Origin of the sequence: Leptolyngbya sp. Heron Island J (assembly GCF_000482245.1) — a bacterium.
Classification (GTDB): Bacteria; Cyanobacteriota; Cyanobacteriia; order Phormidesmidales; family Phormidesmidaceae; genus Leptothoe.
The window spans coordinates 34,769-56,635 of record NZ_AWNH01000079.1 but is presented as its reverse complement, the minus strand read 5'-3'; the positions used below and the strand labels follow the sequence as shown (position 1 = coordinate 56,635).

General features: G+C 49.7%; 27 protein-coding genes. 12 read left to right on the top strand and 15 right to left on the bottom strand.

The window, feature by feature from the left end; translation table 11 throughout:
- Positions 1 to 100 precede the first annotated feature (100 nt).
- Positions 101 to 1,912 (bottom strand): PP2C family protein-serine/threonine phosphatase, encoded by a 1,812-nt coding sequence (locus N836_RS62135; RefSeq protein ID WP_023074923.1) that lies wholly within the window; start codon positions 1,910 to 1,912, stop codon positions 101 to 103.
- Between the two features lie 228 nt (positions 1,913 to 2,140).
- On the opposite strand from N836_RS62135, the gene N836_RS62130 reads away from it, so the two are divergent.
- From N836_RS62130 to N836_RS77935, 3 genes are all read left to right on the top strand, one after another.
- Entirely contained in the window at positions 2,141 to 2,566 is a 426-nt protein-coding gene (locus tag N836_RS62130; protein WP_023074921.1) for an NfeD family protein, read from the top strand.
- 60 nt (positions 2,567 to 2,626) lie between these two features.
- Positions 2,627 to 3,583: an SPFH domain-containing protein gene (locus tag N836_RS62125; RefSeq protein ID WP_023074920.1), complete on the top strand. Its 957-nt coding sequence runs from the start codon at positions 2,627 to 2,629 to the stop codon at positions 3,581 to 3,583.
- 67 nt (positions 3,584 to 3,650) lie between these two features.
- Positions 3,651 to 3,782 carry a hypothetical protein gene (locus N836_RS77935; protein WP_023074919.1) on the top strand — a complete coding sequence of 44 codons (132 nt, stop codon included), beginning with the start codon at positions 3,651 to 3,653 and terminating at the stop codon, positions 3,780 to 3,782.
- Between the two features lie 7 nt (positions 3,783 to 3,789).
- On the opposite strand, the gene N836_RS62120 is transcribed toward N836_RS77935, so the two are convergent.
- Positions 3,790 to 4,179 carry a Fur family transcriptional regulator gene (locus N836_RS62120; RefSeq protein WP_023074918.1) on the bottom strand — a complete coding sequence of 130 codons (390 nt, stop codon included), beginning with the start codon at positions 4,177 to 4,179 and terminating at the stop codon, positions 3,790 to 3,792.
- 213 nt (positions 4,180 to 4,392) lie between these two features.
- Between N836_RS62120 and purS the strand changes: the two genes are divergently transcribed.
- Together purS and purQ are read left to right on the top strand one after the other, a co-directional pair.
- Complete coding sequence (gene purS, locus N836_RS62115; RefSeq protein WP_023074917.1) at positions 4,393 to 4,659, top strand: phosphoribosylformylglycinamidine synthase subunit PurS; 267 nt, start codon at positions 4,393 to 4,395, stop codon at positions 4,657 to 4,659.
- 57 nt (positions 4,660 to 4,716) lie between these two features.
- The gene (purQ, locus tag N836_RS62110; RefSeq protein ID WP_023074916.1) at positions 4,717 to 5,415 is read left to right on the top strand and encodes a phosphoribosylformylglycinamidine synthase subunit PurQ; all 699 of its coding nucleotides are present in this window, start codon (positions 4,717 to 4,719) and stop codon (positions 5,413 to 5,415) included.
- Between the two features lie 22 nt (positions 5,416 to 5,437).
- On the opposite strand, the gene N836_RS62105 is transcribed toward purQ, so the two are convergent.
- The 4 genes from N836_RS62105 to N836_RS62090 form a co-directional block, all read right to left on the bottom strand.
- Entirely contained in the window at positions 5,438 to 5,818 is a 381-nt protein-coding gene (locus N836_RS62105; protein ID WP_023074915.1) for a HEPN domain-containing protein, read from the bottom strand.
- Positions 5,815 to 6,153, bottom strand: coding sequence for a nucleotidyltransferase domain-containing protein (locus N836_RS62100; protein ID WP_023074914.1), 339 nt, complete (start codon positions 6,151 to 6,153; stop codon positions 5,815 to 5,817). The genes N836_RS62105 and N836_RS62100 overlap by 4 nt, the downstream gene beginning before the upstream one ends.
- A gap of 111 nt (positions 6,154 to 6,264) precedes the next feature.
- Positions 6,265 to 6,717: a DUF3465 domain-containing protein gene (locus N836_RS62095; protein ID WP_023074913.1), complete on the bottom strand. Its 453-nt coding sequence runs from the start codon at positions 6,715 to 6,717 to the stop codon at positions 6,265 to 6,267.
- A gap of 215 nt (positions 6,718 to 6,932) precedes the next feature.
- On the bottom strand, positions 6,933 to 7,556 hold the full coding sequence (locus N836_RS62090) for a flavin reductase family protein (RefSeq protein ID WP_023074912.1): 624 nt from the start codon (positions 7,554 to 7,556) through the stop codon (positions 6,933 to 6,935).
- Positions 7,557 to 7,866: 310 nt separating this feature from the next.
- Between N836_RS62090 and N836_RS0138970 the strand changes: the two genes are divergently transcribed.
- The gene (locus N836_RS0138970) at positions 7,867 to 8,112 is read left to right on the top strand and encodes a hypothetical protein (RefSeq protein ID WP_031293597.1); all 246 of its coding nucleotides are present in this window, start codon (positions 7,867 to 7,869) and stop codon (positions 8,110 to 8,112) included.
- A gap of 297 nt (positions 8,113 to 8,409) precedes the next feature.
- Here N836_RS0138970 and N836_RS62085 read toward each other — a convergent pair whose 3' ends face one another.
- The 3 genes from N836_RS62085 to N836_RS62075 all read right to left on the bottom strand — a co-directional run bounded on the left by N836_RS62085 (position 8,410) and on the right by N836_RS62075 (position 11,409).
- Positions 8,410 to 9,219, bottom strand: a complete 810-nt coding sequence (locus N836_RS62085) for an inositol monophosphatase family protein (protein ID WP_023074910.1) — start codon at positions 9,217 to 9,219, stop codon at positions 8,410 to 8,412.
- A 4-nt stretch (positions 9,220 to 9,223) separates the two neighbouring features.
- Positions 9,224 to 10,675: a BCD family MFS transporter gene (locus N836_RS62080; RefSeq protein ID WP_023074909.1), complete on the bottom strand. Its 1,452-nt coding sequence runs from the start codon at positions 10,673 to 10,675 to the stop codon at positions 9,224 to 9,226.
- 296 nt (positions 10,676 to 10,971) lie between these two features.
- Complete coding sequence (locus N836_RS62075) at positions 10,972 to 11,409, bottom strand: Hsp20/alpha crystallin family protein (protein WP_023074908.1); 438 nt, start codon at positions 11,407 to 11,409, stop codon at positions 10,972 to 10,974.
- Between the two features lie 255 nt (positions 11,410 to 11,664).
- On the opposite strand from N836_RS62075, the gene N836_RS62070 reads away from it, so the two are divergent.
- The gene (locus N836_RS62070) at positions 11,665 to 12,453 is read left to right on the top strand and encodes an SDR family NAD(P)-dependent oxidoreductase (RefSeq protein WP_023074907.1); all 789 of its coding nucleotides are present in this window, start codon (positions 11,665 to 11,667) and stop codon (positions 12,451 to 12,453) included.
- Here the strand turns inward: N836_RS62070 and N836_RS62065 are convergent, their stop codons facing one another.
- Entirely contained in the window at positions 12,454 to 12,756 is a 303-nt protein-coding gene (locus N836_RS62065) for a hypothetical protein (RefSeq protein ID WP_023074906.1), read from the bottom strand. It abuts the gene before it with no gap.
- 258 nt (positions 12,757 to 13,014) lie between these two features.
- Between N836_RS62065 and map the strand changes: the two genes are divergently transcribed.
- From map to N836_RS62050, 3 genes are all read left to right on the top strand, one after another.
- Entirely contained in the window at positions 13,015 to 13,818 is an 804-nt protein-coding gene (map, locus tag N836_RS62060) for a type I methionyl aminopeptidase (protein WP_023074905.1), read from the top strand.
- Between the two features lie 88 nt (positions 13,819 to 13,906).
- Positions 13,907 to 14,356 (top strand): hypothetical protein, encoded by a 450-nt coding sequence (locus N836_RS62055; protein WP_051394651.1) that lies wholly within the window; start codon positions 13,907 to 13,909, stop codon positions 14,354 to 14,356.
- Positions 14,357 to 14,554: 198 nt separating this feature from the next.
- The gene (locus tag N836_RS62050; protein WP_023074903.1) at positions 14,555 to 15,301 is read left to right on the top strand and encodes an SDR family NAD(P)-dependent oxidoreductase; all 747 of its coding nucleotides are present in this window, start codon (positions 14,555 to 14,557) and stop codon (positions 15,299 to 15,301) included.
- A 69-nt stretch (positions 15,302 to 15,370) separates the two neighbouring features.
- Here N836_RS62050 and N836_RS62045 read toward each other — a convergent pair whose 3' ends face one another.
- Together N836_RS62045 and N836_RS62040 are read right to left on the bottom strand one after the other, a co-directional pair.
- Positions 15,371 to 15,958: a hypothetical protein gene (locus tag N836_RS62045; protein WP_152532233.1), complete on the bottom strand. Its 588-nt coding sequence runs from the start codon at positions 15,956 to 15,958 to the stop codon at positions 15,371 to 15,373.
- A 334-nt stretch (positions 15,959 to 16,292) separates the two neighbouring features.
- Positions 16,293 to 17,219, bottom strand: a complete 927-nt coding sequence (locus N836_RS62040; RefSeq protein ID WP_023074901.1) for a glycosyltransferase family 2 protein — start codon at positions 17,217 to 17,219, stop codon at positions 16,293 to 16,295.
- A gap of 124 nt (positions 17,220 to 17,343) precedes the next feature.
- Between N836_RS62040 and N836_RS62035 the strand changes: the two genes are divergently transcribed.
- On the top strand, positions 17,344 to 18,552 hold the full coding sequence (locus tag N836_RS62035) for an argininosuccinate synthase (protein ID WP_023074900.1): 1,209 nt from the start codon (positions 17,344 to 17,346) through the stop codon (positions 18,550 to 18,552).
- A gap of 69 nt (positions 18,553 to 18,621) precedes the next feature.
- Here N836_RS62035 and ruvC read toward each other — a convergent pair whose 3' ends face one another.
- Positions 18,622 to 19,116 carry a crossover junction endodeoxyribonuclease RuvC gene (gene ruvC, locus N836_RS62030; protein ID WP_023074899.1) on the bottom strand — a complete coding sequence of 165 codons (495 nt, stop codon included), beginning with the start codon at positions 19,114 to 19,116 and terminating at the stop codon, positions 18,622 to 18,624.
- Positions 19,117 to 20,196 (bottom strand): magnesium chelatase ATPase subunit I, encoded by a 1,080-nt coding sequence (gene bchI, locus N836_RS62025; RefSeq protein ID WP_023074898.1) that lies wholly within the window; start codon positions 20,194 to 20,196, stop codon positions 19,117 to 19,119.
- Positions 20,197 to 20,353: 157 nt separating this feature from the next.
- On the opposite strand from bchI, the gene msrP reads away from it, so the two are divergent.
- A complete protein-coding gene (gene msrP / locus N836_RS62020; RefSeq protein ID WP_023074897.1) occupies positions 20,354 to 21,337 on the top strand; it encodes a protein-methionine-sulfoxide reductase catalytic subunit MsrP in 984 nt (327 codons plus the stop codon).
- A 46-nt stretch (positions 21,338 to 21,383) separates the two neighbouring features.
- Here the strand turns inward: msrP and N836_RS62015 are convergent, their stop codons facing one another.
- Positions 21,384 to 21,836 (bottom strand): GNAT family N-acetyltransferase, encoded by a 453-nt coding sequence (locus N836_RS62015; protein WP_023074896.1) that lies wholly within the window; start codon positions 21,834 to 21,836, stop codon positions 21,384 to 21,386.
- Positions 21,837 to 21,867: the final 31 nt, after the last annotated feature.

Here is a 21,867-nt window from a genome sequence, read left to right as displayed (position 1 = left end):
TAGTATATTTTCTCACAAGATAGCGTCCTAAGTATGACCTTAAACAACGGCGTCGTTGCTACAGGTGTCTTGTGCGGACGGTATTGAGAGGCAGTGATACCTAGGAATCAGGGGTGGTGATGGTATCCTGCGGCTCGGGGGGAGCTGTACGCTGTAAGTTCTGCCACAGCAGCATGCCTGCTACACCAGCTACGCTAAACGCAATTAGCAGCAAAATAGCCAGTACCAGGGCCTGGAGAGAGCGTTTGGGCTTGGCCTCAGTGGGCCCATCAATTTCGGCTGGTTCCTCGCTTTCACCATACAGCAGCGCTTTAGAGGCTGCCGTGAGTTCTGTCGGCTGGCTCATATCTGGCTGAGTTGGTAAGGGGGGAAGGGTTTTCTCCTCAACGACGACTGTTTGCCCTGTGAGCCTACAGCTCATCAGCACCACTGCAATATTGTCATGACCGTTCTTTTGATTGGCTAACTCGACCCATGATTCAACGGCAGCGGGCAGCGACACAATATTTTTGATGATTAACCCAATGTAGTTGGCCCAGGACGTTTCTACCCGTTGATGATCGCTCAGGCCATCGGAACATAGCAGCAAAACGCCGGTTTCATCGAGGATAAAGCGTTGAATATGAGGGGTTAGGCTGTTGGCTTCACGGGTGCCCAGGGCCTGGATGAGAGCACCCGCATCACTGCGGACATGGGCTGCTGCAGGGTAGCTATTCCCCATGGTGATTTCACGCCCTGCCACATCGTCATCTACCGTTAGCAAATGGCATGCTTCTGCGGTGATCCAATAGGCGCGACTATCTCCCACATGGGCAATATAAAGTTCATTAACTTCCTCGTAGCCATCTGGTGTGGGAATCCGTTGGGGAATCATCACCGCTACTACCAGGGTTGTGCCCATGCGCTGTCGCTCGGTGCGACCCTGGCTGTCGTTTTGGCTGGCGACCAGGTTATTGGCGACTCGAATGGCCGCTTCAATCTGATCCATGACCACATGGGGAGCCAGAGGTTCTTCCTGTTCAGCGATTTCTGCCAGCAACCCTCGCAGCTGGAGCTGCAGCGATCGCACCACGGTCTGGCTAGCAATTTCACCGCCCGCATGGCCCCCCACTCCATCGCAGACAATGGCAATCCGAGGCAGGCTGGGCAAATCGGCAGTACTAGACCGCTCTAGTTCCACAGCGCTGGGATAGCAAGCATCTTCATTTTGAGGTAGCTGCCCGCTGCTGGTACTGCCCGCCACCTCGGTCATTAACGAAATTTCCATGGCCTGACTGAGCAGTACCCGGTTCAGCTTTTCTAGAAGCCGATCAAAATTAAGTTGCTCATCCTGACACTCATCCAGGATAGGTTGCAGGCTATTAGCGACCGTAGGGACTGACTTTGGCAGCAGATTCGCAATTAAATTGGCTAGTTCTTGTAATGGCGGTTGACCTGGAATCAGATTGCTTAGCCGTACCCGCCAGCCATCAACATGAATGGCTTCGGGGGCGGTGAGGCTAGCGGCCATATTCAGGTCAAACAGATGGGGCCACAGGCTAAACAGCTGCCAGCACCAGTAAACTTGCCGAAACGGTGTGGCTCCAGCCCAGGCGGCTCCCAGGGTGGGGAAAAGTCTGCCATGGCGATCGATTGGCGCATTGTCCAACAGCAGTACAGGGCCATCGACGAGTTTGCATTCACCATAAACCGTTGGAATGTGTAGCTGGTGAGGATAGGCTTGCAGGTAGGGCCGCGCAGCGGCTGAAACCGTGTCTGGATTTTCTGGTGGTTCTGGTGCTTGGGTATCTTGCCATACGCCTGGACTCAGTACCCAATAACGTTCATTCACGCTTTGGCCAGGCGGAACATCACGCCCAGACCCCAGGGCTAAAACGTATTTCTTAAAGGGGTAGATGTCCACTTGAGTCATGGGTGCCAGGATAGAAAATTTTCATGTCCAAGCTGGAGTGTTGATCTTTGGAGCTACAGGGAACTGCAGGGCTGGGCTTGGACGTAGTTTAAAGCTGCTAAAACTGCAAAGGAAAAAAAGAATAGGTTAATGGTAGTCGCAAAGCGATCAAATGAGGAGTTCTTTAACATCTCTGCCAATCTGAATTTGGCTAGATTACCCTTGAGATAGCTGGAATGTTGAGTACCCATGAACTTGGCGATTTTTTGGATTCTGCTTGGTGTTGCCCTTTGTGTGATGGAGTTAATGGTGCCAACGGCATTTTTGGAATCGGCGCTAGGGGTAAGCGCGATCGCAGTTGGACTGCTGGGAATGTTGCTACCGATGGCATTTAGTTGGCAAGTAGCCCTGTGGATGGTGCTTTCATTGCTGCTGTTCTGGGCACTGCGGCGATTTGCTCCCCGACGACAGCCGCCGGCACTGATGGATTCGACAGAAGCGAGAACCATTACGTCGATTCCACCAGGGAGTAGCGGGCGAGTCATATATGAGGGCAATTCATGGCCTGCTTGCTGTAGCGATCGCGAACTTGCGATCGCAAACAATCAAACCGTCATTGTCGTGGGTCGTCAGGGGAATACTCTCATCGTTATGCCCGAGAGCGCCCTGTTGTAGGGTCGTTGCAGGCAACGACCCTACAACAATCCCAAAATATTTTTTAGAAAGACATACATCATGAACCCATTTGCACTGTTGATTATGTTGGCCTTTGGCGGTTCTCTTGCTGCTGGGTCAGTCCGTATTGTCAATCAAGGGGATGAAGCTCTAGTAGAAAGTCTGGGCCGATATAACGGCAAAAAACTGCAGCCTGGTTTGAATTTCACCGTGCCCTTTATCGACAAGATGGTTTACAAACAAACCATTCGTGAAAAGGTGCTCGATGTCCCACCCCAGCAGTGCATCACCCGCGACAACGTTTCCATTACCGTAGATGCCGTTGTTTACTGGCGCATCGTTGATTTAGAGAAAGCGTATTACAAGGTTGAGAATCTTCAAGCTGCCATGGTGAACCTGGTGCTCACCCAGATTCGTTCAGAAATGGGACAACTGGAGCTAGACGAAACCTTTACCGCTCGGGCCGAAATCAATGAAACCTTATTACGAGAGCTAGATATAGCCACTGACCCTTGGGGGGTCAAAGTGACCCGTGTGGAGCTGCGAGATATCGTCCCTTCCAAGGCCGTCCAGGATTCTATGGAACTCCAAATGGCTGCCGAACGGCGTAAGCGGGCAGCTGTACTGACCTCAGAAGGAGAGCGAGAATCTGCTGTAAATGCAGCCCAAGGTCAAGCTGAGGCTGAAGTTTTAGCCGCCGAAGCGCGCAAAAAAGCATCTATTCTGGCCGCTGAAGCTGAGCAAAAAACCATTGTGCTCAAAGCCCAGGCCGACCGCCAAGAACGAGTCCTGCGGGCCCAGGCCACAGCCGAAGCCGTACAAGTCCTTGCCCAAAAACTAAAAACCGATCCCGCCGCCCGCGAAGCCCTACAGTTTTTGTTAGCCCAGGGCTATCTAGATGTCGGCAGCAAAATCGGTGCTAGCGACAGCAGCAAAGTCATGTTTATGGACCCCCGCGCGATTCCTGCCACCTTAGAAGGGATGAAGTCTATTGTCGGTGATTTAGGGCAGCATTAAATTATCGCCGTTCCCTGAGCGGAGTCGAAGGGAACGGTTCCAGTAGACACGTTTGGGAGGCCAGACCATGGGCAAGCTAGTGATACCAAAACTATCTGGAAAGCAGATAGGCCAAGTCATCACTCCTATTCAAGTTGCCAATCGTATTGATCAGGTTTTGCATGAGCGTAAGTTCATGCCAATAGATGAAATTCGTTAGAGTGCTTTTAGCCTGACACCATCTGGCATTTATCGCAGAGGCCAAAAAATTCGAGAGTGTGATAAAAAATGCGGAAATGATGGGAGTCATTAAGGTGCTTTTCCAGTTCGTGGACTGGGCATTCATCGATCGGTAGCGACTCACCACAGCGAAGACAGGTCAGGTGGTGGCGGTCTTCGTGGGTCATGCTATATACCGCTTCACCGTTAGAAAGCGTACGCACCTGGACCGTGCCATCCAGTTTTAGGGCTTCTAGGGCTCGATACACGGTAGCTAATCCGATGCGACTACCGTCTTGTCGCATCACACCGTGCAAATCCTGAGCAGAAATCGCCTGCTCTTGATTTTGCAATGCTTCTAGGATGTGCTCCTGGTTGCGGGTACGACGAATAGCCATGGGTTTGGAAGGAATGGATTCTATTAGCTTAGATCTTAGGCTCCAAGTTGAGATAGATTAGGGGCTAATGTAGTCTGTCCCTATGTATTTGAGATTCCAGGGGTGCGATAATATGAAGCCTGTTAACATCCAACACTTTAGGTTCTCCGTAGCGTAAACGGCTAACTGTGGTTTGGATAAACGACTCACCCCCTAACATTCTGGATTTACATTGTGGCGCAGACTTATCAAGCTCAAGTGTATGTGACTCTTCGGCCTTCAGTGCTCGACCCAGCAGGTACAGCGGTGCGCTCTGGGCTAGAGCATATGGGATATGACAATGTGACGCAGGTTCGCATTGGTAAATATGTAGAGGTGTCGCTGACGGCGGATAGTGAAGAGGCGGCACGTCAGCAGCTTGACCGGATGTGCGATCAGTTATTGGCAAATCCGGTAATTGAGAATTATCGGATTGAGTTGCAGGCAATGGCGGCGGCATAACCCTCCCCGTTGCCCCTCCTGGGAGGGGATTAGGTTTTTGATTATGACAGAGGTTTTATGAAATTTGGTGTCATCACATTTCCCGGTTCTAATTGCGATCGCGACGTAGTCTACGTCACTCGCGATATCCTTGAGCGGCCCACCCATTGCATCTGGCACGAAGACAACGATCTAGGCGACGTGGATGTGGTGGTGGTCCCCGGTGGCTTTAGCTATGGCGACTACCTGCGCTGTGGTGCGGTGGCTCAGTTTTCCCCGGCGATGCGCTCAGCGGTCGAATTTGCCAATCAGGGTGGCTTGGTTCTGGGTATTTGCAACGGCTTTCAGATTTTGACTGAGGTAGGGCTATTGCCGGGGGCACTGATGCGCAATCGAGATATGCGGTTTATTTGCGATCGCACTCCCCTCAAAGTAGAACGTACTGACCTCACCTGGACCCAAAACTATACGAAAGGGCAGGTAGTGACGATTCCCATTGCCCATGGTGAAGGTTGTTATTATGCCGATGTGGATACGCTTAAGTCGCTTGAAGACAACAATCAGGTTGTTTTTCGCTACAGCAGCCCCGGGGGAGCGGTGGACGACAGCAGCAATCCCAACGGTTCCCTCAACAACATTGCCAGTATTTGCAACAAGAAAGGAAATGTCCTTGGCATGATGCCCCACCCAGAGCGAGCAGCTGATACCAGACTAGGCGGCACGGATGGATTGTTATTATTTGAGTCAATTTTAGCAACAGCGTTAAGTGTTGCTTGACGTTTAAAGGTCTCTGTTAGTATCAGATTTCTCCGAAGTTTTGACTAGCCAATATTAGAAAGTTTTCAGCATGAGTAATCTGTTCGGTGGCTTGTTCAGCTGTCAGTGCATTTAGTTGACCGTAATCGCCAGTTGTTCGTAAGGACTGTGCTTCGATAAGGTAGCGATGAAATTCGACTGGTACGCGTTGGGGTTTGGCAAATTCGCGCCCAAAGGCAGAGATGACGGCTGAATGTTTGGAAAAAGCTAAACCTTCACCCGCTAGAAATGCTTGAGCAACGTAGAACATGCTGTAGTAGGCACGCGATATCGCATAGTCTGTAAAGTCCTTGCTCAGCAGAAGCTTGGCTGCTTCTAAGCTTTGTTGTGCTTTTAAGACAAGTTCACGCTGTTCATCGGTCATAATAGAATTCCTTCTCTGCGAACGTTACGCAGAAGAGGAGTATTACGGTTACTGTAATGGTCTTCATCCATGAAAAGGCAGCTGATGACGGCATCGTGCTGAAGTGAAAGATCAGCTACTATTTGGCTGGTCTTTTTGATTTCTGCTCCAGCATTTACAGGCGGTCTTAAAACGACAAGCACATCAATATCTGAATCTTTTTCGGCTTCACCACGAGCTTGAGAGCCAAAGAGGGTAAGGTGTAAGAGTCGATCTTGATAAAGCGTCGTCAACTTGGTTTTTAGGCTAGAAAGGATTGCTCTAGTGCTGGGGTCTATAGTTTTCTTTACTTCCATGGCATTGGAATTTAGCTGATAGGACGGTTTTCTCTACTCGTATCGTGCATATATACCAATCTTGCCAGAAAAACTTCTAATCGTCCCTATTGGGGACATCTTTCAGCCCACCTATTGATATATTTTGCCATCGTGTTTAATCCATCCTCCAATATGTTCTCCAGCCGGATCATGGTGAGTCCAGTGGATAACACCCCCTTCGGGGTTCCACTCGTATTCACCATAGAATGTGACCATATCACCAACCTGAAGTGCTTTGATCCTCGGAGCTAAGTCGATATTGTGAGCTACTAACAGAGTTTGTCCAGAGCTAAGCTTGATGATGAATCGCTGATGTTTACTGCCATCCAGATCATCGGAGAGAAGCTTGATGACTTTTCCTTGGCCTCCCACTTGAAGGTCATTTTTTTGTTCTTTGAAGGCTTCTTGTAATAATTTCTCACTACTATCAACAGTTTCTGACTGTGCGGGCTCAGAAATGTTGCTGTTGCCTTGTGGAGGTTCACAGGCTATAGCGAGAAGGACTATAAGAGTAATCGCTAGAAGTTTCTGTGTGATGTGCATCGGCGAGAATAGTCATGTGGATAGGGATGTCTGCCCACTATCTTTTTGGAGATTATCTTTATTTAACTGAACAGTAAGAATGGTCTCAATGTTTAGATTTAGGCTCTAGTCAATGTGTTGACAAAAACGCTAACAAGACAGATGTGTAGATTTGTAGGGTGGGCAGCTACAGCAACCGCGGCTATTAATCGAGACTGATTTTGCTCACCTTACGGTTACGTTGATTTTGGCAGACCATTCGGAATCGTGAATTGTCGATCTGTATGGCAATAATCATTGCCTGCCATGCGACCTATGGGAGCGAGCTTGTGAGTATCAACGCGATAGTTTTCGTCTACCAGATCATCGCGGACAAACCAATGGATCACTTCACCGATAACCAGGTTAAACGTGCCAACAGGGACAATTTGTATGGTGCGACATTCAAACGCGACAGGAGATTCTGCCACCCTGGGCGCTTTGACGACTTTGCTTGGGACTGTTGTTAGGTCAATGTGGTCAAACTCAGAGTCACCGTAGGGCAGTGGTTCCGATGCTTCGGCGACCTGTTGAATATAGGGCTCAACGGCCAAATTAATCACGTACTCTCCGACGCCACCTTCACTGACGGGGCGCACATTGCGTAGGGTGTCTTTTTCAGAGCCGTCTGATTTGGGGGCAATACTAAAGGCCAGGGCCAGAGGCTTATGACCAACAGCATTAAAGTAAGAAAAAGGAGCCAAATTTGTCTTGCCCGTAGGGGAAATGCTAGAGACAAATGCAATGGGTCGCGGGACTACGGTGCCAATCAGCAGTTTGTAGCGTAAAGATGGGTCTAGGGAGTCAGGATTAAGTTCCATAGCAGGAGATGATCAAAAGCTTGACTCGAACGATACAGGCGTCCTACCCTAATTTGCAAGGCAATGATTTCCGTCGTGGCCTTAACTCAGAACTCAATAACTGGCACCACCAGCGAGTGCTACCAACACTACGCTGATGGCTAACTTCCCGGATTACGCAGCAATCCAGGTCGCTGGGGGTATTATGCACCAGCCATCCCGATTTGCGAAATATCATGGCGGAGTGGCTGGCTGTTGGGTTCTGGTCAACCAGCCCCTTGCGGTCTATTTGGGCCAATCAAGGGGCCATCGTTATCTGGAGACCAGAACTATGTTTCAAGAACCAACCCAGGACGCATCTGCGTCCAATTTTCTGCGTAGGCCTGAGCCCCTATCCGAGCACGCTTACGAACCTGTGCGCCATATTGTCCTTGGTAGTCTTACCGCCGTGCGCGACACGATTAAACTGCTCCATAAGCTCAACTACGCCGAGCCCAACGACTGGAGTAAACCGTTGCCCACTGGTAGGCCCAATGAAGTCATGGCCATTTTGACCAAAAAGGTCAGAGTCGATTAGGGGCAGTAACTGCCAAACCTGAGTTATAAGGCTGTTAAAAATAACTGAAACCATAACTCAGAAAGATTGTTGCCAGTGTCCTCCCCTTACCAAGGCTACTGTATATACACATCTAAAAGATGATGCCTTGAAAGGTGGCTTTGGCCTTGGATTAGCCCTCATTCTAAATCCTTCTCCCCCAGGGAGAAGGACTTTGAGGCTAGGCCCCCCTTCTCCTCCAGGGAGCAAGGGGTTGGGGGATGAGGGCTCGGAAACCTAGGGCAACTCTCCGACTAAAGAAATTCTGTTGTGACACATTTAGTTGCGAATAACCTCGACCAGGGGACGAAATAATTCATTCAAATCCTGGTGTGCGCTTAAAAGTGTTGGAAATGGTCGACTGCCGTAATCTTCACCGACGGTTAGTGGAAAAATATCTGCTTCCTCTAACGGTGTCCATACGGCACCTGCTGCCTGGGTAATGGCCCAAACTGCGGCGATATCCCAAATCTTGGGGGTGGCTTCTACGGCTCCAAGACTTATGCCCGCACCAACTGTCAGCAGATTGTAGGTGGCGACACCCAACATGCGAATTTTGCATGGGAAAGGCTTTTGCAGCACCTTAAGACTGCGAGCGCAAAGGCTAAAAAACTGGCTACCGGCGGCGGCATCTGAGGAGGTGTATATCGGCTGACTGTCGAGAAAGGCCCCGCTGGGGCCGTCTAGGCCAGAGTTTCCCATGAAAAACCCATGGAACCGTTGGTCTAGGGGAGGAATGTATACGTGGCCAAAGACTGGTGTGCCTTTGTACAGCAGCCCTAATGAAATGCCCCACAGCGGAACGCCCCGAGTGAAGTTAGTGGTGCCGTCGATGGGGTCAATAATCCAGCAAAAGTCTTGCTCTGGAAAAACATGGGTGTCTTCTTCGCTCAACACACCATGGTCTGGTAGTTCTTTTTGTAACCGTCGCCGGAGTTCGCCATCGGCCCACTTGTCTGACTGGGTGACCAGACTGCCATCGGCTTTTTCTTCGGCAGTGGCGTTGCCAAAGTCTTTAAGCAGCTGGGCTCCAACGACGGTCGTTGCTGTTTCTGCCACGGTGAGGATGTGTTGCCAGTCTGGGGTCATGGGGTTAGTCCATATCACTTTCTAGGGCGGTTGCGATCGCACTTTTCGCAGTCGTCTGAAACTCACGAATATTCACCCGACTGACAATCGCCACTGCAATCAACATACCAACTGCCTGGGTACCAAAAACAAGACCATAGGCGGGTAGCAGTTGATCATCGGGAACAGGTCCAATGGCAAAGTATTCCAAAATGCTTTTACCCAAAGACAGCAAACTACCGCCTAGCACAGTGGCTGTACCACGAGCAATGGCCTGGGCCAAGCCCCAGGCACCGATAAAGGTGCCTGCTACCTCGGCCACGGTCAAATCCAACATCAGCAAAATAGAGCCGGTGGTCAATACCCCCGAGGCGAGGCCAAACAACCCGACACCAATCATCAGCTGCTGAGGGTCACCCGTTGTGCCAAAAACAATCAGCAGAATTAAACAGAAAGCTGCCCAGAGACAGCCAAATTTAATGGTGCGCTTTTTACCTAGCCTGGGGGCTAAGAAAAAGCCGGTGGCAACAATGCCAAACAATGTACCCATGCCAAAGTAAGCATTGAGTTTGGTGGTTTCAGTAATGGGCATACCAAAAATCTGACCACCGTAGGGTTCTAAGATTGCATCCTGCATAAACAGACTGAGGCTAAGTACCAGCAAGAATACAAAGAATAATCCTGTCTGACGACTAGCTGTCAAGACTTTGAGTGCAGTGCCAAATGTAATCTGATCGTCTCGCTGGCTATTTCGCTGTTGCAACCGTGAATATTTTTTCTCAATGCCAAAGGTGCTCAGAATGGCAATGCCACAGACGATAGACGGTGCAATGATAAACAATCGGTTAACTGAGCTCCGTAGCTGATCGAGGGTGGGGGTATCGCCCAAAGAGCCGAGGACAATCGTGGTAATAATTACACCGGAGACAATGCCGACCATCAGCATGCCCCAGCCAATACCCACGAGCTTTGACTGGGTGTCATCATCGGAGACATCTACCAAGAGTGCTGTAAACGGTGTGGATGTGGATGCTAAGGCTAAACCGTAGAGGGCAAATACAAAGGCTAGCAAGCCAACCCAGGGATAAACAGCATTTGTCCATCCATCGGCTTCGACGCGGCTGCCAATTTGCCAAACGATTTGGACGGCTGTGAAAGCCATGACTGCCATAGAAACAATGCCGAGCCAGATATAGCCGCTGCGGTGATAGCCAAATAGCGGTTTGGAGTCTGACATCTGGCCAATCCACACGCGGGCTGGGGCCATAAACTGATGGACTGCGATCGCGCCAGCAGCAATCAGTGCTGGCACCTTCAGTTCATCAATCATGACGCGGTTGAGCACCCCAAGTGTCAGCAGCGACATGATCCCCAGGCCCATATTAAAAATGCCCAGGCGTAGCATGGTGAATAGGCCAATTTTGGGTATGACACGGTCTGCAGCTGTATAGCTACTGGTCAGATCTGGACTGCTCATAGCCTTCGATTTTCTAAAACGGTTTGTGAACTGAAAGTGTATTCCCAGCTTAAACGCCAACAGCCCCCCACGAACAGGATCTCAATGCATTGTAGATAACCCCCATAGGGGCTCCCCTTGTGGGTACCCTGCCAGCAGGGGAACCCATCGACCAAAATCCCTAAACAAAAAAAAGCGGCAGGTATTCCTGCCGCTATAGCCAAACTAGGAGAATTAGAGGAGAGTCATCGGGAACGGATGGCTGTTAGACGTGCTTAGGTATTCCCAACTAAACACGCCGTTACAGCCAGTGAACATTAACCAGCCGTTGTGTCAGCAACATTTACCTTCACTACCTGGTTACGGACCTCAGCCGCTTTAGGGACATGCACTGTCAGGATGCCATTGGTATAGTCGGCGCTGACCTGTTCATGTTCGATGGCTACAGGCAGATTCACTACACGACGGAAGCTGCCATAGCGTCGCTCACGACGTAACACCTGCTTGTCGTCAGTCACCTCAGGGGCAGTATGTTCGCCAGAGATGGTGATGCTTTTACGGCTGGCTTCAATATTGATGTCGTCAGCCTTGAGACCGGGTAGAACTATTTCTAGAACATAGTCATTACCGGCATCAACCAGATCAATCTCAGGTATCCAATCTGTTGCTGTGGGTGTTAGATCTTCAAAAATGTTATCGAGTTGTTGTCTAATGGTTTCGATTTCGTGGAAAGGCTGCCAGTAGCGTACGATCATGTTTTGTTTCCTCAGCTCTTGATTGTGTTGTTTGTAGAGTTGGGAAGAGCGTTGTCTGTGGCCTCTTCCTTGTGTCTTACAGTCATCATGATGCCCTATAGAAATAACAATACCCAGGGAAGAGAACCTCACCTGATATTAGGGCTTGCCGAAAGTGTTGTTGTTATCTTTGCCCAATCTGTCAGGAGAACCCTAATGGTTGGATCGGTTGACCGTACTGAAGCTATGGTGAAGCAAAGGTAGACCTGAAACCCCATGGTAAAAACAGCACTGATTACAGGCGCGTCTGGTGGCATTGGTTACGAATTAGCAAAGGTTTTTGCTGCGAATAACCATGATTTAATTTTGGTGGCTCGCAGTATCGACAAGCTTCAGCGTATTCAAGATGAATTGACCAAAACCCATGGCCTACAGGTTCATGTTATCGGCTGCGATCTAAGTCAAATCGATGCCCCACAGCTGCTTTTTGAACGTATACAGCAGCAGCAACTTACCGTAGATGTTTTGGTGAATAACGCGGGTTTTGGTGATTATGGTCCTTTTGCTGACTGTGATTGGGCCAAGCAAATTGCTCTCATGCAGCTGAATATGGGCAGCCTGACTCACCTGATACGCCTGTGTTTGCCACCGATGCTGGAACGCGGCTATGGCAAGATTCTGAATGTGGCCTCTACAGCCGCTTTTCAGCCGGGGCCTTTTATGGCGACTTACTATGCCAGTAAGTCCTATGTCATGTCATTTACGGAAGCGCTGGCCCATGAAATTAAAGGAACAGGGGTGACGGCAACAGTGCTGTGTCCCGGACCAACGCGAGGGACAGGCTTCCAGGCACGGGCGGAGCTAGGCGATGTAGACTTTTTTAAGAAGTTTAAGCTGCCAGCAGCGTCTGAAGTGGCTCAGTTTGGCTATGCTGCTTTAGAGCGCAATCAAGTGGTGGCGGTACATGGATTTTTTAATCAGCTGCTGGTGTTTACTAATCGCTTGATGCCTCGTCAGTTGGTAACTAATGCTGTGGGCCAACTGCAAGCGCCACCGGAAAATTGATTAGGGCCGACGGTTTTTGTTAATGGTGAACGAAATGGACGGGGAATGCTGCTGGGGCGCTGGTGGTTTTTGGGTGGCTGCTTTTTGGGGAGCTGGTTCTGGCTCGGGGGGCGTAGGGACGTCAGTGGTGGATTCAGTTGGGGGGAGGGAGGTGGTAGATGTGCTGCTTGCGATCGCAAGACCTACCCCGGCCAAAATCGACAGTGGTAGCGAAGCTTCTGCCAGCCAGTGCAACCCAGTCACCCAGTTGAACAGTGCCAGCGCCACATAAAAACAAACAATACAGACCGCCCAAAATTGCATAGGTTTTACATCATGGATGATTAGTTGATCATTTAGTAATTAATCGTTGACGGTTAAGTCTACAAACACCGTTACACAATTTATCCCCAATTCCTCACGCTTTATATCCCATCACCAGCCCCCTCAGCCCAACCCCAACCAACGTTCATCAATCTGCAATCAATTTTCCATTATCTAGCGGCTAGAGGATGGCAATAGCGCTAGAGTGAGGTAAGTGGGGTGCTGCCCCCTGTAAGACGTACATTAAATGGAATCATTGTGGACGCTGCATTTAAAGGAATCATTCGGCTATCAAAGCGGGAAATTGAACAGATGCGTAACGCCTGTCAGCTGGCTGCGCGTCTATTGGATCATCTGGAGCCAATGGTTAAACCCGGTGTTAGCACCCTAGAACTAAACGATGAGGCCGAGCGTTGGACCCAGGCCCACGATGCCAAGAGTGCTCCCTTGGGATATCCCGGCGGCGAAGGGGTTGATCCGTTTCCCAAATCCATCTGTACCAGTGTTAACGAGGTCGTTTGCCATGGTATTCCCAATGCCAAGCAAATTTTGCAAGATGGCGACATTATTAATATTGATGTAACCCCCATCTTGAATGGCTATCACGGAGACACCTCTCGGACATTTTTCGTTGGAGACGTATCCCCCCAAGCGCGCCGACTAGTGGAAGTCACCCAAGAAAGTATGTACCGTGGGATTAAGGCTGTTAAACCCGGTGCCCGGATCGGTGATATTGGCGCGGCTATTCAAACCTATGCTGAAGCAGAAGGGTTTTCGGTGGTCCGTGATTTCGTCGGTCATGGTGTCCATCGGATTTTTCACACTGAGCCCCAAATTCCCCACTACGGCACGCCAGGTAAGGGTAAAAAGCTGTCCGCTGGTATGGTATTTACCATTGAACCGATGATTAACGTCGGAACTCACGAAGTGGAGCTACTACCCGATGGTTGGACCGCTGTGACCAAAGATCGGCTGCTGACAGCTCAGTTTGAACATACGGTTGTGGTGACCAAAGAGGGAGTCGACATTTTAACTCAGTTACCTGTAGCTGCGACGGTGTAAGCAACCGCGTCATCCCATGCATAGAGTTTGCTATCTGCTTTTACTGATACTGGTGGTAGCCTGTACGCCGTCTCAGGAGACTGAGCCCATGCCTGCTGCCGCACCTGAGGCGGCATCTGAACCAAATGCGTCAGCTCCCATAGCTGCCAATGAGCTGCCAGTAGCCGATATTGTCTCGGTGGCGGTAACTGGTGAAGCTAATAGTTACACGTTTGCTGTGACTATTAGCAGTGCAGATACAGGTTGTGAGCAATATGCTGACTGGTGGGAAGTGGTTGATGTGCAAACGGGTGAATTGCTATACCGTCGCATCTTGGTCCACAGTCATGTAGATGAGCAACCGTTTACCCGTAGCGGTGGACCTGTGGCTGTTGCACCCGAGCAGCAGGTGGTTATTCGAGGGCATATGGGTGGCATTCAGAGTCGCTATGGCGGCCAGGTATTGCAAGGAAGTGTTGAGACCGGATTTAGCCCTGCCGAAGATTCTCTACCTGGTCTAGAGACTGTTGAGCCTTTGCCTGAGGGCTGCACTTTTTAGGTTTAACAATGATTGTTGCAATCGTTGCAATCCATGTTGAACAGTTTGCCAGTTTCGCGTATTCACGGGGTATTTTGCGGTTAAAAATTCTCTTTGTTACACTTTAAATTCTCTTTTCTTACTAATGCTGGCTCTAAAATAGCTTAAGATTTCAAAGCACAGAATGCTTTTTGATCCAGCAAAGATCTGGAAACAAGGATGCTGCTTCAGAATCGTGTTGCTCTGATTACCGCAGGAGACTGTCGGGTCGGGCGTCGTATGGCTAGCCTGTTGGCGCGTCACGGGGCCAGCCTGGTGCTATGTGGTTTGGACCAGGCCCAGGGTAATCAACTGGTGCAGCAACTGGAGCGCAAAGGGGCTAAAGCAAGGTTCTGTTTGGTGGATGTGGCGGCTCCCAATGATGTTGAAGCGGTGGTGAAAGATGCGATCGCTACCTTTGGTCGGATAGATATTTTGTGTAACAACGCCAGCTTTAGTCTTTTGGGCAATGATGCAGCAGTGTTAGACCTGACAACAGAGTCCTGGGAGCATATCGTTAGCATCAGCTTACAGGGAGCCTTTCTGTTCAGCCATTATGCGCTACCGTTTTTGAGCCGTTCGACCATGGGCTCAATTATCAATATCGTGCCCTACCCTCGTAAAGGGATGCATGTAGTTGAAGGCACGAGTCGCGGTTGGATGATTGCTATGACTCGTGACATTGCTGAGGGAACGCTCAGAGCCGGTGTGCGCGTCAATCTGATTTGGCCCCATGTGGCTGTGAGTGGTGCCACTTTAGCCAGCTATCAAGTGGCACTGGCCCACAAGGTCTTTCGCATGCCCAGACGGGATAAGGATGCAGCTCGTGCTATTGCCAGGGCGACTCTGTATTTGGCCAGCGATGTGTCTGTAGATGTGACTGGAGCGGTGGTTGTGGTGGATGCGGATTATCCGCAATGGGCATAGGTTTAATTTTGTAGGGGCGTTCCATGGAACGCCCCTACAAAATTGGGGAACGCCCTTACAAAATGGGCATTAGGCAGCCAGATCATCCTGAATTTCTAACTCTCCTGTCCAGACCTGGGAGAGGAGTTCAACGCCAGCTTCACTAAGTAAAACATCGCCTCCCTCATAGCCAATGTCTTCTGCTGAGCCGCCTGCAGCTAGGACTAGATCTTCTATCCAGACATGACAGGGGGTAATCGGGGTCAGCTTGAGCAGTTGGTCTAATAGCTGACAGGTGTTTGCTGTGAGATTCTGTTGGATCAGTTGATATAGAGCAATGCCAGTGCGCTGCTCTACTCCACCCAAAACTTGATGCGCATACCAAGCAGCTTCATTGGTGGGTAGCTGTTCTAGACGCTGTTGTAAACGTTGTAAGAGTGCGGTTACAAAATCAACTCCCAGCTGCTGATTAAGGGTTTGCACGGGACCGTCCAGGTCGCGTTCGATCACACTGGAAATGTCATGCCAGTCGATATCGGGAAAGGCATTTTGCAACAGGATAAAGCCACGCTCGTTAATATGACAGGTTCCTTGACTAAGGTCATAGGAGAAATCTTCCCCCGGTTGAGCACCGGCTTCAATCAGCATACGAAAGAGTTGAACGTTATCAGAATGCATAATAGTGTGATCAATTGGAGATGGGCGATAATAAGTTTTTAATATTTTATTTTCATATCAAGCTAGCCATTACAGCGGTGAACTGGTGTATCGATCGGTACAGAATTTGCAAAAGTATATGAAATAAATTCAAAGAACTGGACTTTCAAAAGTCAAAATGTAGAACTTGTATATCAGCTACGGCCATGGGTTGGTGAGGGTTCTATGACACTTATGGTACTTGTTTAGTCTATTTTGGTTAAACCCATCGACAGTGCTGAAGTGTACCGTTCTATTTATAGGATAGACGAGTTGAACCGGTACTAACGTCACCCGTTGGGGCGATATCTACAGCCTACGACTGCTCTCGATAAGCGGCGTAAACGGCGTTGACGTTATACCAGTTCAAGAAAATACGGGCGACTTCCAGGGAGAGTTGGGGACGTCCTTGATCAATTAGCCACTGTAGTAGGGGTTTAAGGGTGCGCTCATTGAGTAAACCACCCAGGGAGAGCAGTCCCCATAAAAGTCGATGGAGCCAGGTCATTTGGATCATCATGCGCACATCCAGGGTGGGGTGTTTTTGGTAGAAGACGACTCCCATGCGAGCCCGCTGGATTTCGACATCGATCAGTCGGGGTAAATCGTCGAGGCTAAAGGGGGGATGCCAGTGATAGCCGACGGCCTCTGGGCATTTGACGAGCTTTAATCCTAAATTTTTGAGCCGCACGCCGAGTTCCAGGTCTTCCCAGCCGTATTGGGTGAACTGGATGTCAAAGAGTCCGGCTTCAGTGAGCCAATGTTTTGCGATCGCAACATTCCCCGTCGCAAAAAAGGCTTGAGAATAATCAGTCACCTTAAACGGTTCTGATGTGGGGGCATCAAAATTGCAGGTATTGACCACTCGACCATAGGTAAACACCCGGTCATTCCCTTGACTGGCATAGTGCTTAGTGAGGGCATCCCCATGGTGCTGCAAAAAGCCATCAAGCACTACCAGATCGCTATCAATAAAAATAATTGTATCCCCAACGGCTTTCTCCACGCCAAGGTTACGGGCGACTGCGGCTCCCCGATGGTTTTGTTCGTACAGTTTGACATGGGGAAATTTCTCTGAATGCAGCCACTCTACGGTGCCATCGGTAGAGCCATCATCCACCACCACAATTTCATAGCCTTCCACCTGGCTATTAGCCCGTAGTACCTGCTGCTCCATAGCCCGCAGGCATTTTTCTAAAATAGGCTGGCGGTTGTATGTAGGAATAACAACGCTAAAAAACATGGATCGGCAGTTAAGATAGCGACCTCTATGATAGCGGGCAGCTCGACGATCTTTGGAACGGTTGTGTTCCCGCTTCGATCCCTTGTCGTAATATAGAGGTTTGTAATTTAATCGGAAATCAACTATGGGTCGGGCTGAACGGGTTGTACTTGCCTATTCTGGCGGTGTGGACACTACCGTGTGCATTCCTTACTTAAAAAACGAATTTGGCGTCAAAGAGGTGATTACGCTGGCGGCGGATCTTGGTCAAGGTGAGGAACTCGGCCCGATCCAACAAAAGGCTCTAAGGGCTGGGGTTAAGGAGTCGCTAGTGGCCGATGTGACAGAAACGTTTGTGACTGACTATGCATTTCCAGCCATCAAGGCCAATGCCCTCTATGAGGATCGCTATCCTCTATCGACTTCCTTAGCCCGACCACTGATTGCTAAAGAGTTGGTAGCGGCTGCAACCAAGTATGGTGCAGATGCAGTCGCCCATGGCTGTACGGGTAAGGGGAATGACCAGGTGCGGTTTGATGTTGCGATCGCAGCCCTCAACCCCAACCTCAAAGTACTGGCCCCTGCCCGCGAATGGGGCATGAGCCGCGAAGAAGCCATTGCCTATGGCGAAAAATTTGGCCTCACATTTCCGGTTAAAAAGTCTTCTCCCTACAGTATCGACCGCAACTTACTGGGGCGTAGCATCGAAGCCGGCATCCTCGAAGATCCCTGGGTCGAACCCCCGGAAGAAGTATATGCCTTGACTAAGGCCATTGCCGATACACCCGACGAACCCGAGTACGTTGAAATTAACTTTGAACAAGGAATTCCTGTTGGCATTAATGGCAACAACCTGAGCCCGGTAGACCTGATTAGCCAGCTCAACAACATTGCAGGCAATCACGGCATTGGTCGCCTGGATATGCTCGAAAACCGGCTGGTCGGCATTAAGTCTCGCGAAATCTACGAAACCCCGGCTCTGATTACCCTCATTGCTGCCCACCGCGATCTTGAAAGTCTCACCCTTCTGGCCGATGTCACCCAGTACAAGCGTGGCATTGAACAAACCTACAGCGAGCTTGTCTACAATGGTCTCTGGTTTAGCCCCCTCAAAGCGGCTCTTGATGCTTTTATCGACAAAACCCAAGAGCAAGTTTCTGGCACCGTTCGTCTAAAACTCTTCAAAGGCAATGCCACCATCGTGGGGCGTAAATCCACTAACGCTCTCTACACAGAGGAACTAGCCACCTACGGCGCAGATGACCAGTTTGATCATAAAGCCGCCGAAGGCTTCATCTATGTTTGGGGTCTTCCCACCCGTATTTGGTCCGAGAAAATGCGCTCTTCATCCTAAGCCATTACATCGATCCTTGTAGGGGCATGCCCTTGTGGCTGCCCCCTTTCAATTTCTAATATTGTTGTTTTAATCCAGGTTAAACCAACCCGTCATTGCCACCGCGAGCGCATCCGCTGCATCATCCGGGCGAGGAATTTTCTCTAGCTTCAGTTCTCGTTTTACCGCCTCTTGGACATCCTGCTTATCTGCATTGCCATAACCCGTGAGTGCCTGTTTGATCTGGGCAGGGGTAAATTCTACGAAAGGTAGATGGTGCTGGGCTAATACCAGCATAACAACACCTCTAGCCTGGGCTACCAAAATTGTGTTGCCCATCCGATAAAAAAACAATTTTTCAATGGAAACAGAATCGGGCTGATAAGTCTCAATCAAACTGTTGAGGTCTTCGTAGATTGTGCACAACCGTGAACCGACCTCGGTCCCTGCTGGCGTTTCAATAATGCCAAAATCGACCACTGCCAGATCGGGTTTAAGATCTCGGGTGGTCGCTGGATCATATTCAAGAATACCGAATCCTAGAATCGCCAAACCAGGGTCTAACCCCAGGATTCGCTTTCTCATTTATCGAGCACCTACAGGCGTGCGACCGTTGGCAGACGGATCAGGAATGGTTACACCAAAGACATTACCAAAGGTTTTCTCGACCTTATAGCCAGAGTCAATGGACTCCAGAGGATCTTTACGCAAACGGTGACGTAGGCAGAGCGCGATCACGGTTTGAATATCGTCGATAGTGACTTCCGTACGTCCCTCATAGGCTGCTAGTGCTTTTGCTGCTCGATTGGAAACAATATCACCGCGCAGACCATCCACATCTAGTTCGGAGCAGACTTGAGAAATCTGAACTCGATATTCGTGATCGATTGTGACCTCTTTAAGACGCTGCTGCGCACTCACAATTTTCTCTTGAAGAGCAGTTTGCTCAGCTTGGTACTTGACCAAAAATGCATCCGGATCTTGGTCAAACTCAGAACGCTGTTCCACAATCTGTACGCGTTGGGCGGGGTCTTTAACTGTGCGAATTTCTGCATGCATCCCAAATCGATCCAGCAGCTGTGGCCGCAGTTCACCTTCTTCTGGGTTGCCAGAGCCAATCAAGACAAACTGAGCTGGGTGACGAATGGAGATGCCCTCACGCTCCACAGTGTTGCGTCCCGAAGCGGCTGAGTCCAAGAGTACGTCTACCAGGTGGTCATCCAGTAGGTTAACCTCGTCTACATACAGCAGTCCTCGGTTGGCTCTAGCCAATAGGCCAGGCTCAAATGCCTTAACGCCCTCGGATAAAGCTTTTTCAATATCGATGGTGCCACAGACACGATCCTCAGTTGCTCCCAAAGGCAGGTCTACCATGGGCACTTTCATCGTGCCTACAGGAATTGATTGCCCTGCTAACTCACGCTTAACCTCGGGATCTTCAGGTGAGCGATTAAATGGATCGTTCTCGACTACGCTGATTTCTGGTAATAGGTCTGCCAGGGCACGAATTGTAGTGGATTTGCCAGTACCGCGATCGCCCATAATCATTACCCCGCCAATCTTGGGATCAATGACATTCAAGATCAAGGCAAGCTTCATATCTTCTTGGCCGATTACCGCAGTAAAGGGAAAAACGGCACGCTGGGTGGGGGTAGCAGTACTCACAGGGCTTTTTAAACGCAATACATATTAACGACTGGTTTAATTGTGCCACAGTGCGGTTCGCCTACTGCTGTGATTCAGGTTCTGCTCAGGTCTTGCTCAGAAGGATACGTTAATCTATCAACAACTTCGCCGATTACGTCCCTGCTAGTTCTAAGTTATGAGCTTTATTCACATCCGTCCCAACTGGCAACTACCCGAAAAATTGGCTACGCCAAAAGCTGTCTATCTCAACCGTCGTCGGTTTCTCAAAAATTTGGCTGGCGTTGGTTTAGGGATAGCGGCAACGAGTTGTACTGGTCGCCCCCTGACGGCTGAAGGGACAGAGGAGCTGACCAGTACTTTTGGTGAGCCGCTTGATAATTTTAGAGCCAATCCAGCATTTGCCGATGCGGGGCGGCCGGTGACTAATCAGCTATTTGCCAGTCGCTATAACAACTTCTACGAGTTTGGCCTCACCAAAAATATTTGGGCCAATGCCCAGAAGCTACCGATAGATCCGTGGAAGCTGGAGGTATCGGGGTTAGTTAAAAACCCTAAAACCTACGACTTAGACGATCTCTATCGTAAATTTCCCCTAGAAGAACGAGTATATCGATTTCGCTGTGTAGAAGCCTGGGCTATGGTTGTTCCCTGGCTGGGGTTTCCGATGCACAAAGTCTTAGAGGATGTGGAACCAACTGCGGCTGCTAAGTTTGTGCGTTTTGAATCGTTTTACGATGAAAACATTACTGAGGGGCCAGCTGTCTCATTTTCAAATCTGCCCTGGCCTTATCATGAGGGGCTGCGGATTGATGAGATGGCGAATGAACTAGCTTTCTTTGCTGTGGGTATTTATGGCCGGACCATGCCTAAACAGCATGGAGCCCCAATTCGTATGGTGGTGCCCTGGAAATATGGCTTTAAAGGGGCCAAATCCATTGTCAAAATTGAATTTATGGCAGAGCAACCTGCTACTTATTGGAACACCATTTCTCCAAACGAATATAAGTTTGAAGCCAATGTCGAGCCTGATGTGCCGCATCCTCGTTGGTCACAAAGGCGTGAGCGCCTGATTGGATCCGGTGAAGCCTGGGATTGGGAAAAGCAGGATACATTGATTTATAACGGTTATGGCGAATATGTGACCGATCTATACGCTTAAGGTGTAAAGTCTTTCGGTTTGAATGTTGAATGCGAGTGTAAGGCGTTTATTGAGAGCCTTGCACCCAATCCTCACCAAGGTGCTTTTTCATTTTGCAATGTAAGATACCTGCTTCTATAAAGTCAGACCCTGCAATCGAATACCCAATAGATTGATAGAAGGGAACTGCCGTTTTCTGGGCGTGACACCATAGGTAAGGTAGCTGATGTTCATGGCCAATGGCTTCAATTTCTTGCATCAGTAATCGTCCCAAACCTCGGCGTCGAAAACTGGTCAGGACAGCCAGGCGGCCTATTTTGCCATCTTTAAGGACGTCTAAGCGGGCCGTACCTGCAGGATAATCGTCAACTAGGGCCAGGACATGTTTACAAACGGCATCACGTTCATCCATTTCCAGCTCTACGGGTACCCCTTGCTCGGTGACGAACACGGTTTCACGAATAGAGCGAATTGCAAAATCGTAAGCTGAAAGTTCACTACGGACAACTGCAATGGCCATGGTCAGAACTGAATAGATTTATACAATGACG

Bases quoted from the DNA above. Each gene is read 5' to 3' on its own strand.
- ruvC (WP_023074899.1), bottom strand. From the start codon at position 19,116: ATGAGAAAGCGAATCCTGGGGTTAGACCCTGGTTTGGCGATTCTAGGA.
- N836_RS62085 (WP_023074910.1), bottom strand. From the start codon at position 9,219: ATGACCCCAGACTGGCAACACATCCTCACCGTGGCAGAAACAGCAACG.
- N836_RS62100 (WP_023074914.1), bottom strand. From the start codon at position 6,153: ATGGAAGTAAAGAAAACTATAGACCCCAGCACTAGAGCAATCCTTTCT.
- N836_RS0138970 (WP_031293597.1), top strand. From the start codon at position 7,867: ATGTTTCAAGAACCAACCCAGGACGCATCTGCGTCCAATTTTCTGCGT.
- N836_RS62090 (WP_023074912.1), bottom strand. From the start codon at position 7,556: ATGGAACTTAATCCTGACTCCCTAGACCCATCTTTACGCTACAAACTG.
- N836_RS62125 (WP_023074920.1), top strand. From the start codon at position 2,627: ATGAACCCATTTGCACTGTTGATTATGTTGGCCTTTGGCGGTTCTCTT.
- N836_RS62015 (WP_023074896.1), bottom strand. From the start codon at position 21,836: ATGGCCATTGCAGTTGTCCGTAGTGAACTTTCAGCTTACGATTTTGCA.
- N836_RS62045 (WP_152532233.1), bottom strand. From the start codon at position 15,958: ATGCATTCTGATAACGTTCAACTCTTTCGTATGCTGATTGAAGCCGGT.
- N836_RS62065 (WP_023074906.1), bottom strand. From the start codon at position 12,756: ATGCAATTTTGGGCGGTCTGTATTGTTTGTTTTTATGTGGCGCTGGCA.
- N836_RS62070 (WP_023074907.1), top strand. From the start codon at position 11,665: ATGGTAAAAACAGCACTGATTACAGGCGCGTCTGGTGGCATTGGTTAC.
- N836_RS62055 (WP_051394651.1), top strand. From the start codon at position 13,907: ATGCCTGCTGCCGCACCTGAGGCGGCATCTGAACCAAATGCGTCAGCT.
- N836_RS62035 (WP_023074900.1), top strand. From the start codon at position 17,344: ATGGGTCGGGCTGAACGGGTTGTACTTGCCTATTCTGGCGGTGTGGAC.
- N836_RS62130 (WP_023074921.1), top strand. From the start codon at position 2,141: ATGAACTTGGCGATTTTTTGGATTCTGCTTGGTGTTGCCCTTTGTGTG.
- N836_RS62075 (WP_023074908.1), bottom strand. From the start codon at position 11,409: ATGATCGTACGCTACTGGCAGCCTTTCCACGAAATCGAAACCATTAGA.
- N836_RS62095 (WP_023074913.1), bottom strand. From the start codon at position 6,717: ATGCACATCACACAGAAACTTCTAGCGATTACTCTTATAGTCCTTCTC.
- N836_RS62105 (WP_023074915.1), bottom strand. From the start codon at position 5,818: ATGACCGATGAACAGCGTGAACTTGTCTTAAAAGCACAACAAAGCTTA.
- N836_RS62135 (WP_023074923.1), bottom strand. From the start codon at position 1,912: ATGACTCAAGTGGACATCTACCCCTTTAAGAAATACGTTTTAGCCCTG.
- msrP (WP_023074897.1), top strand. From the start codon at position 20,354: ATGAGCTTTATTCACATCCGTCCCAACTGGCAACTACCCGAAAAATTG.
- N836_RS62050 (WP_023074903.1), top strand. From the start codon at position 14,555: ATGCTGCTTCAGAATCGTGTTGCTCTGATTACCGCAGGAGACTGTCGG.
- N836_RS62040 (WP_023074901.1), bottom strand. From the start codon at position 17,219: ATGTTTTTTAGCGTTGTTATTCCTACATACAACCGCCAGCCTATTTTA.
- purQ (WP_023074916.1), top strand. From the start codon at position 4,717: ATGAAATTTGGTGTCATCACATTTCCCGGTTCTAATTGCGATCGCGAC.
- N836_RS77935 (WP_023074919.1), top strand. From the start codon at position 3,651: ATGGGCAAGCTAGTGATACCAAAACTATCTGGAAAGCAGATAGGCCAA.
- N836_RS62120 (WP_023074918.1), bottom strand. From the start codon at position 4,179: ATGGCTATTCGTCGTACCCGCAACCAGGAGCACATCCTAGAAGCATTG.
- N836_RS62080 (WP_023074909.1), bottom strand. From the start codon at position 10,675: ATGAGCAGTCCAGATCTGACCAGTAGCTATACAGCTGCAGACCGTGTC.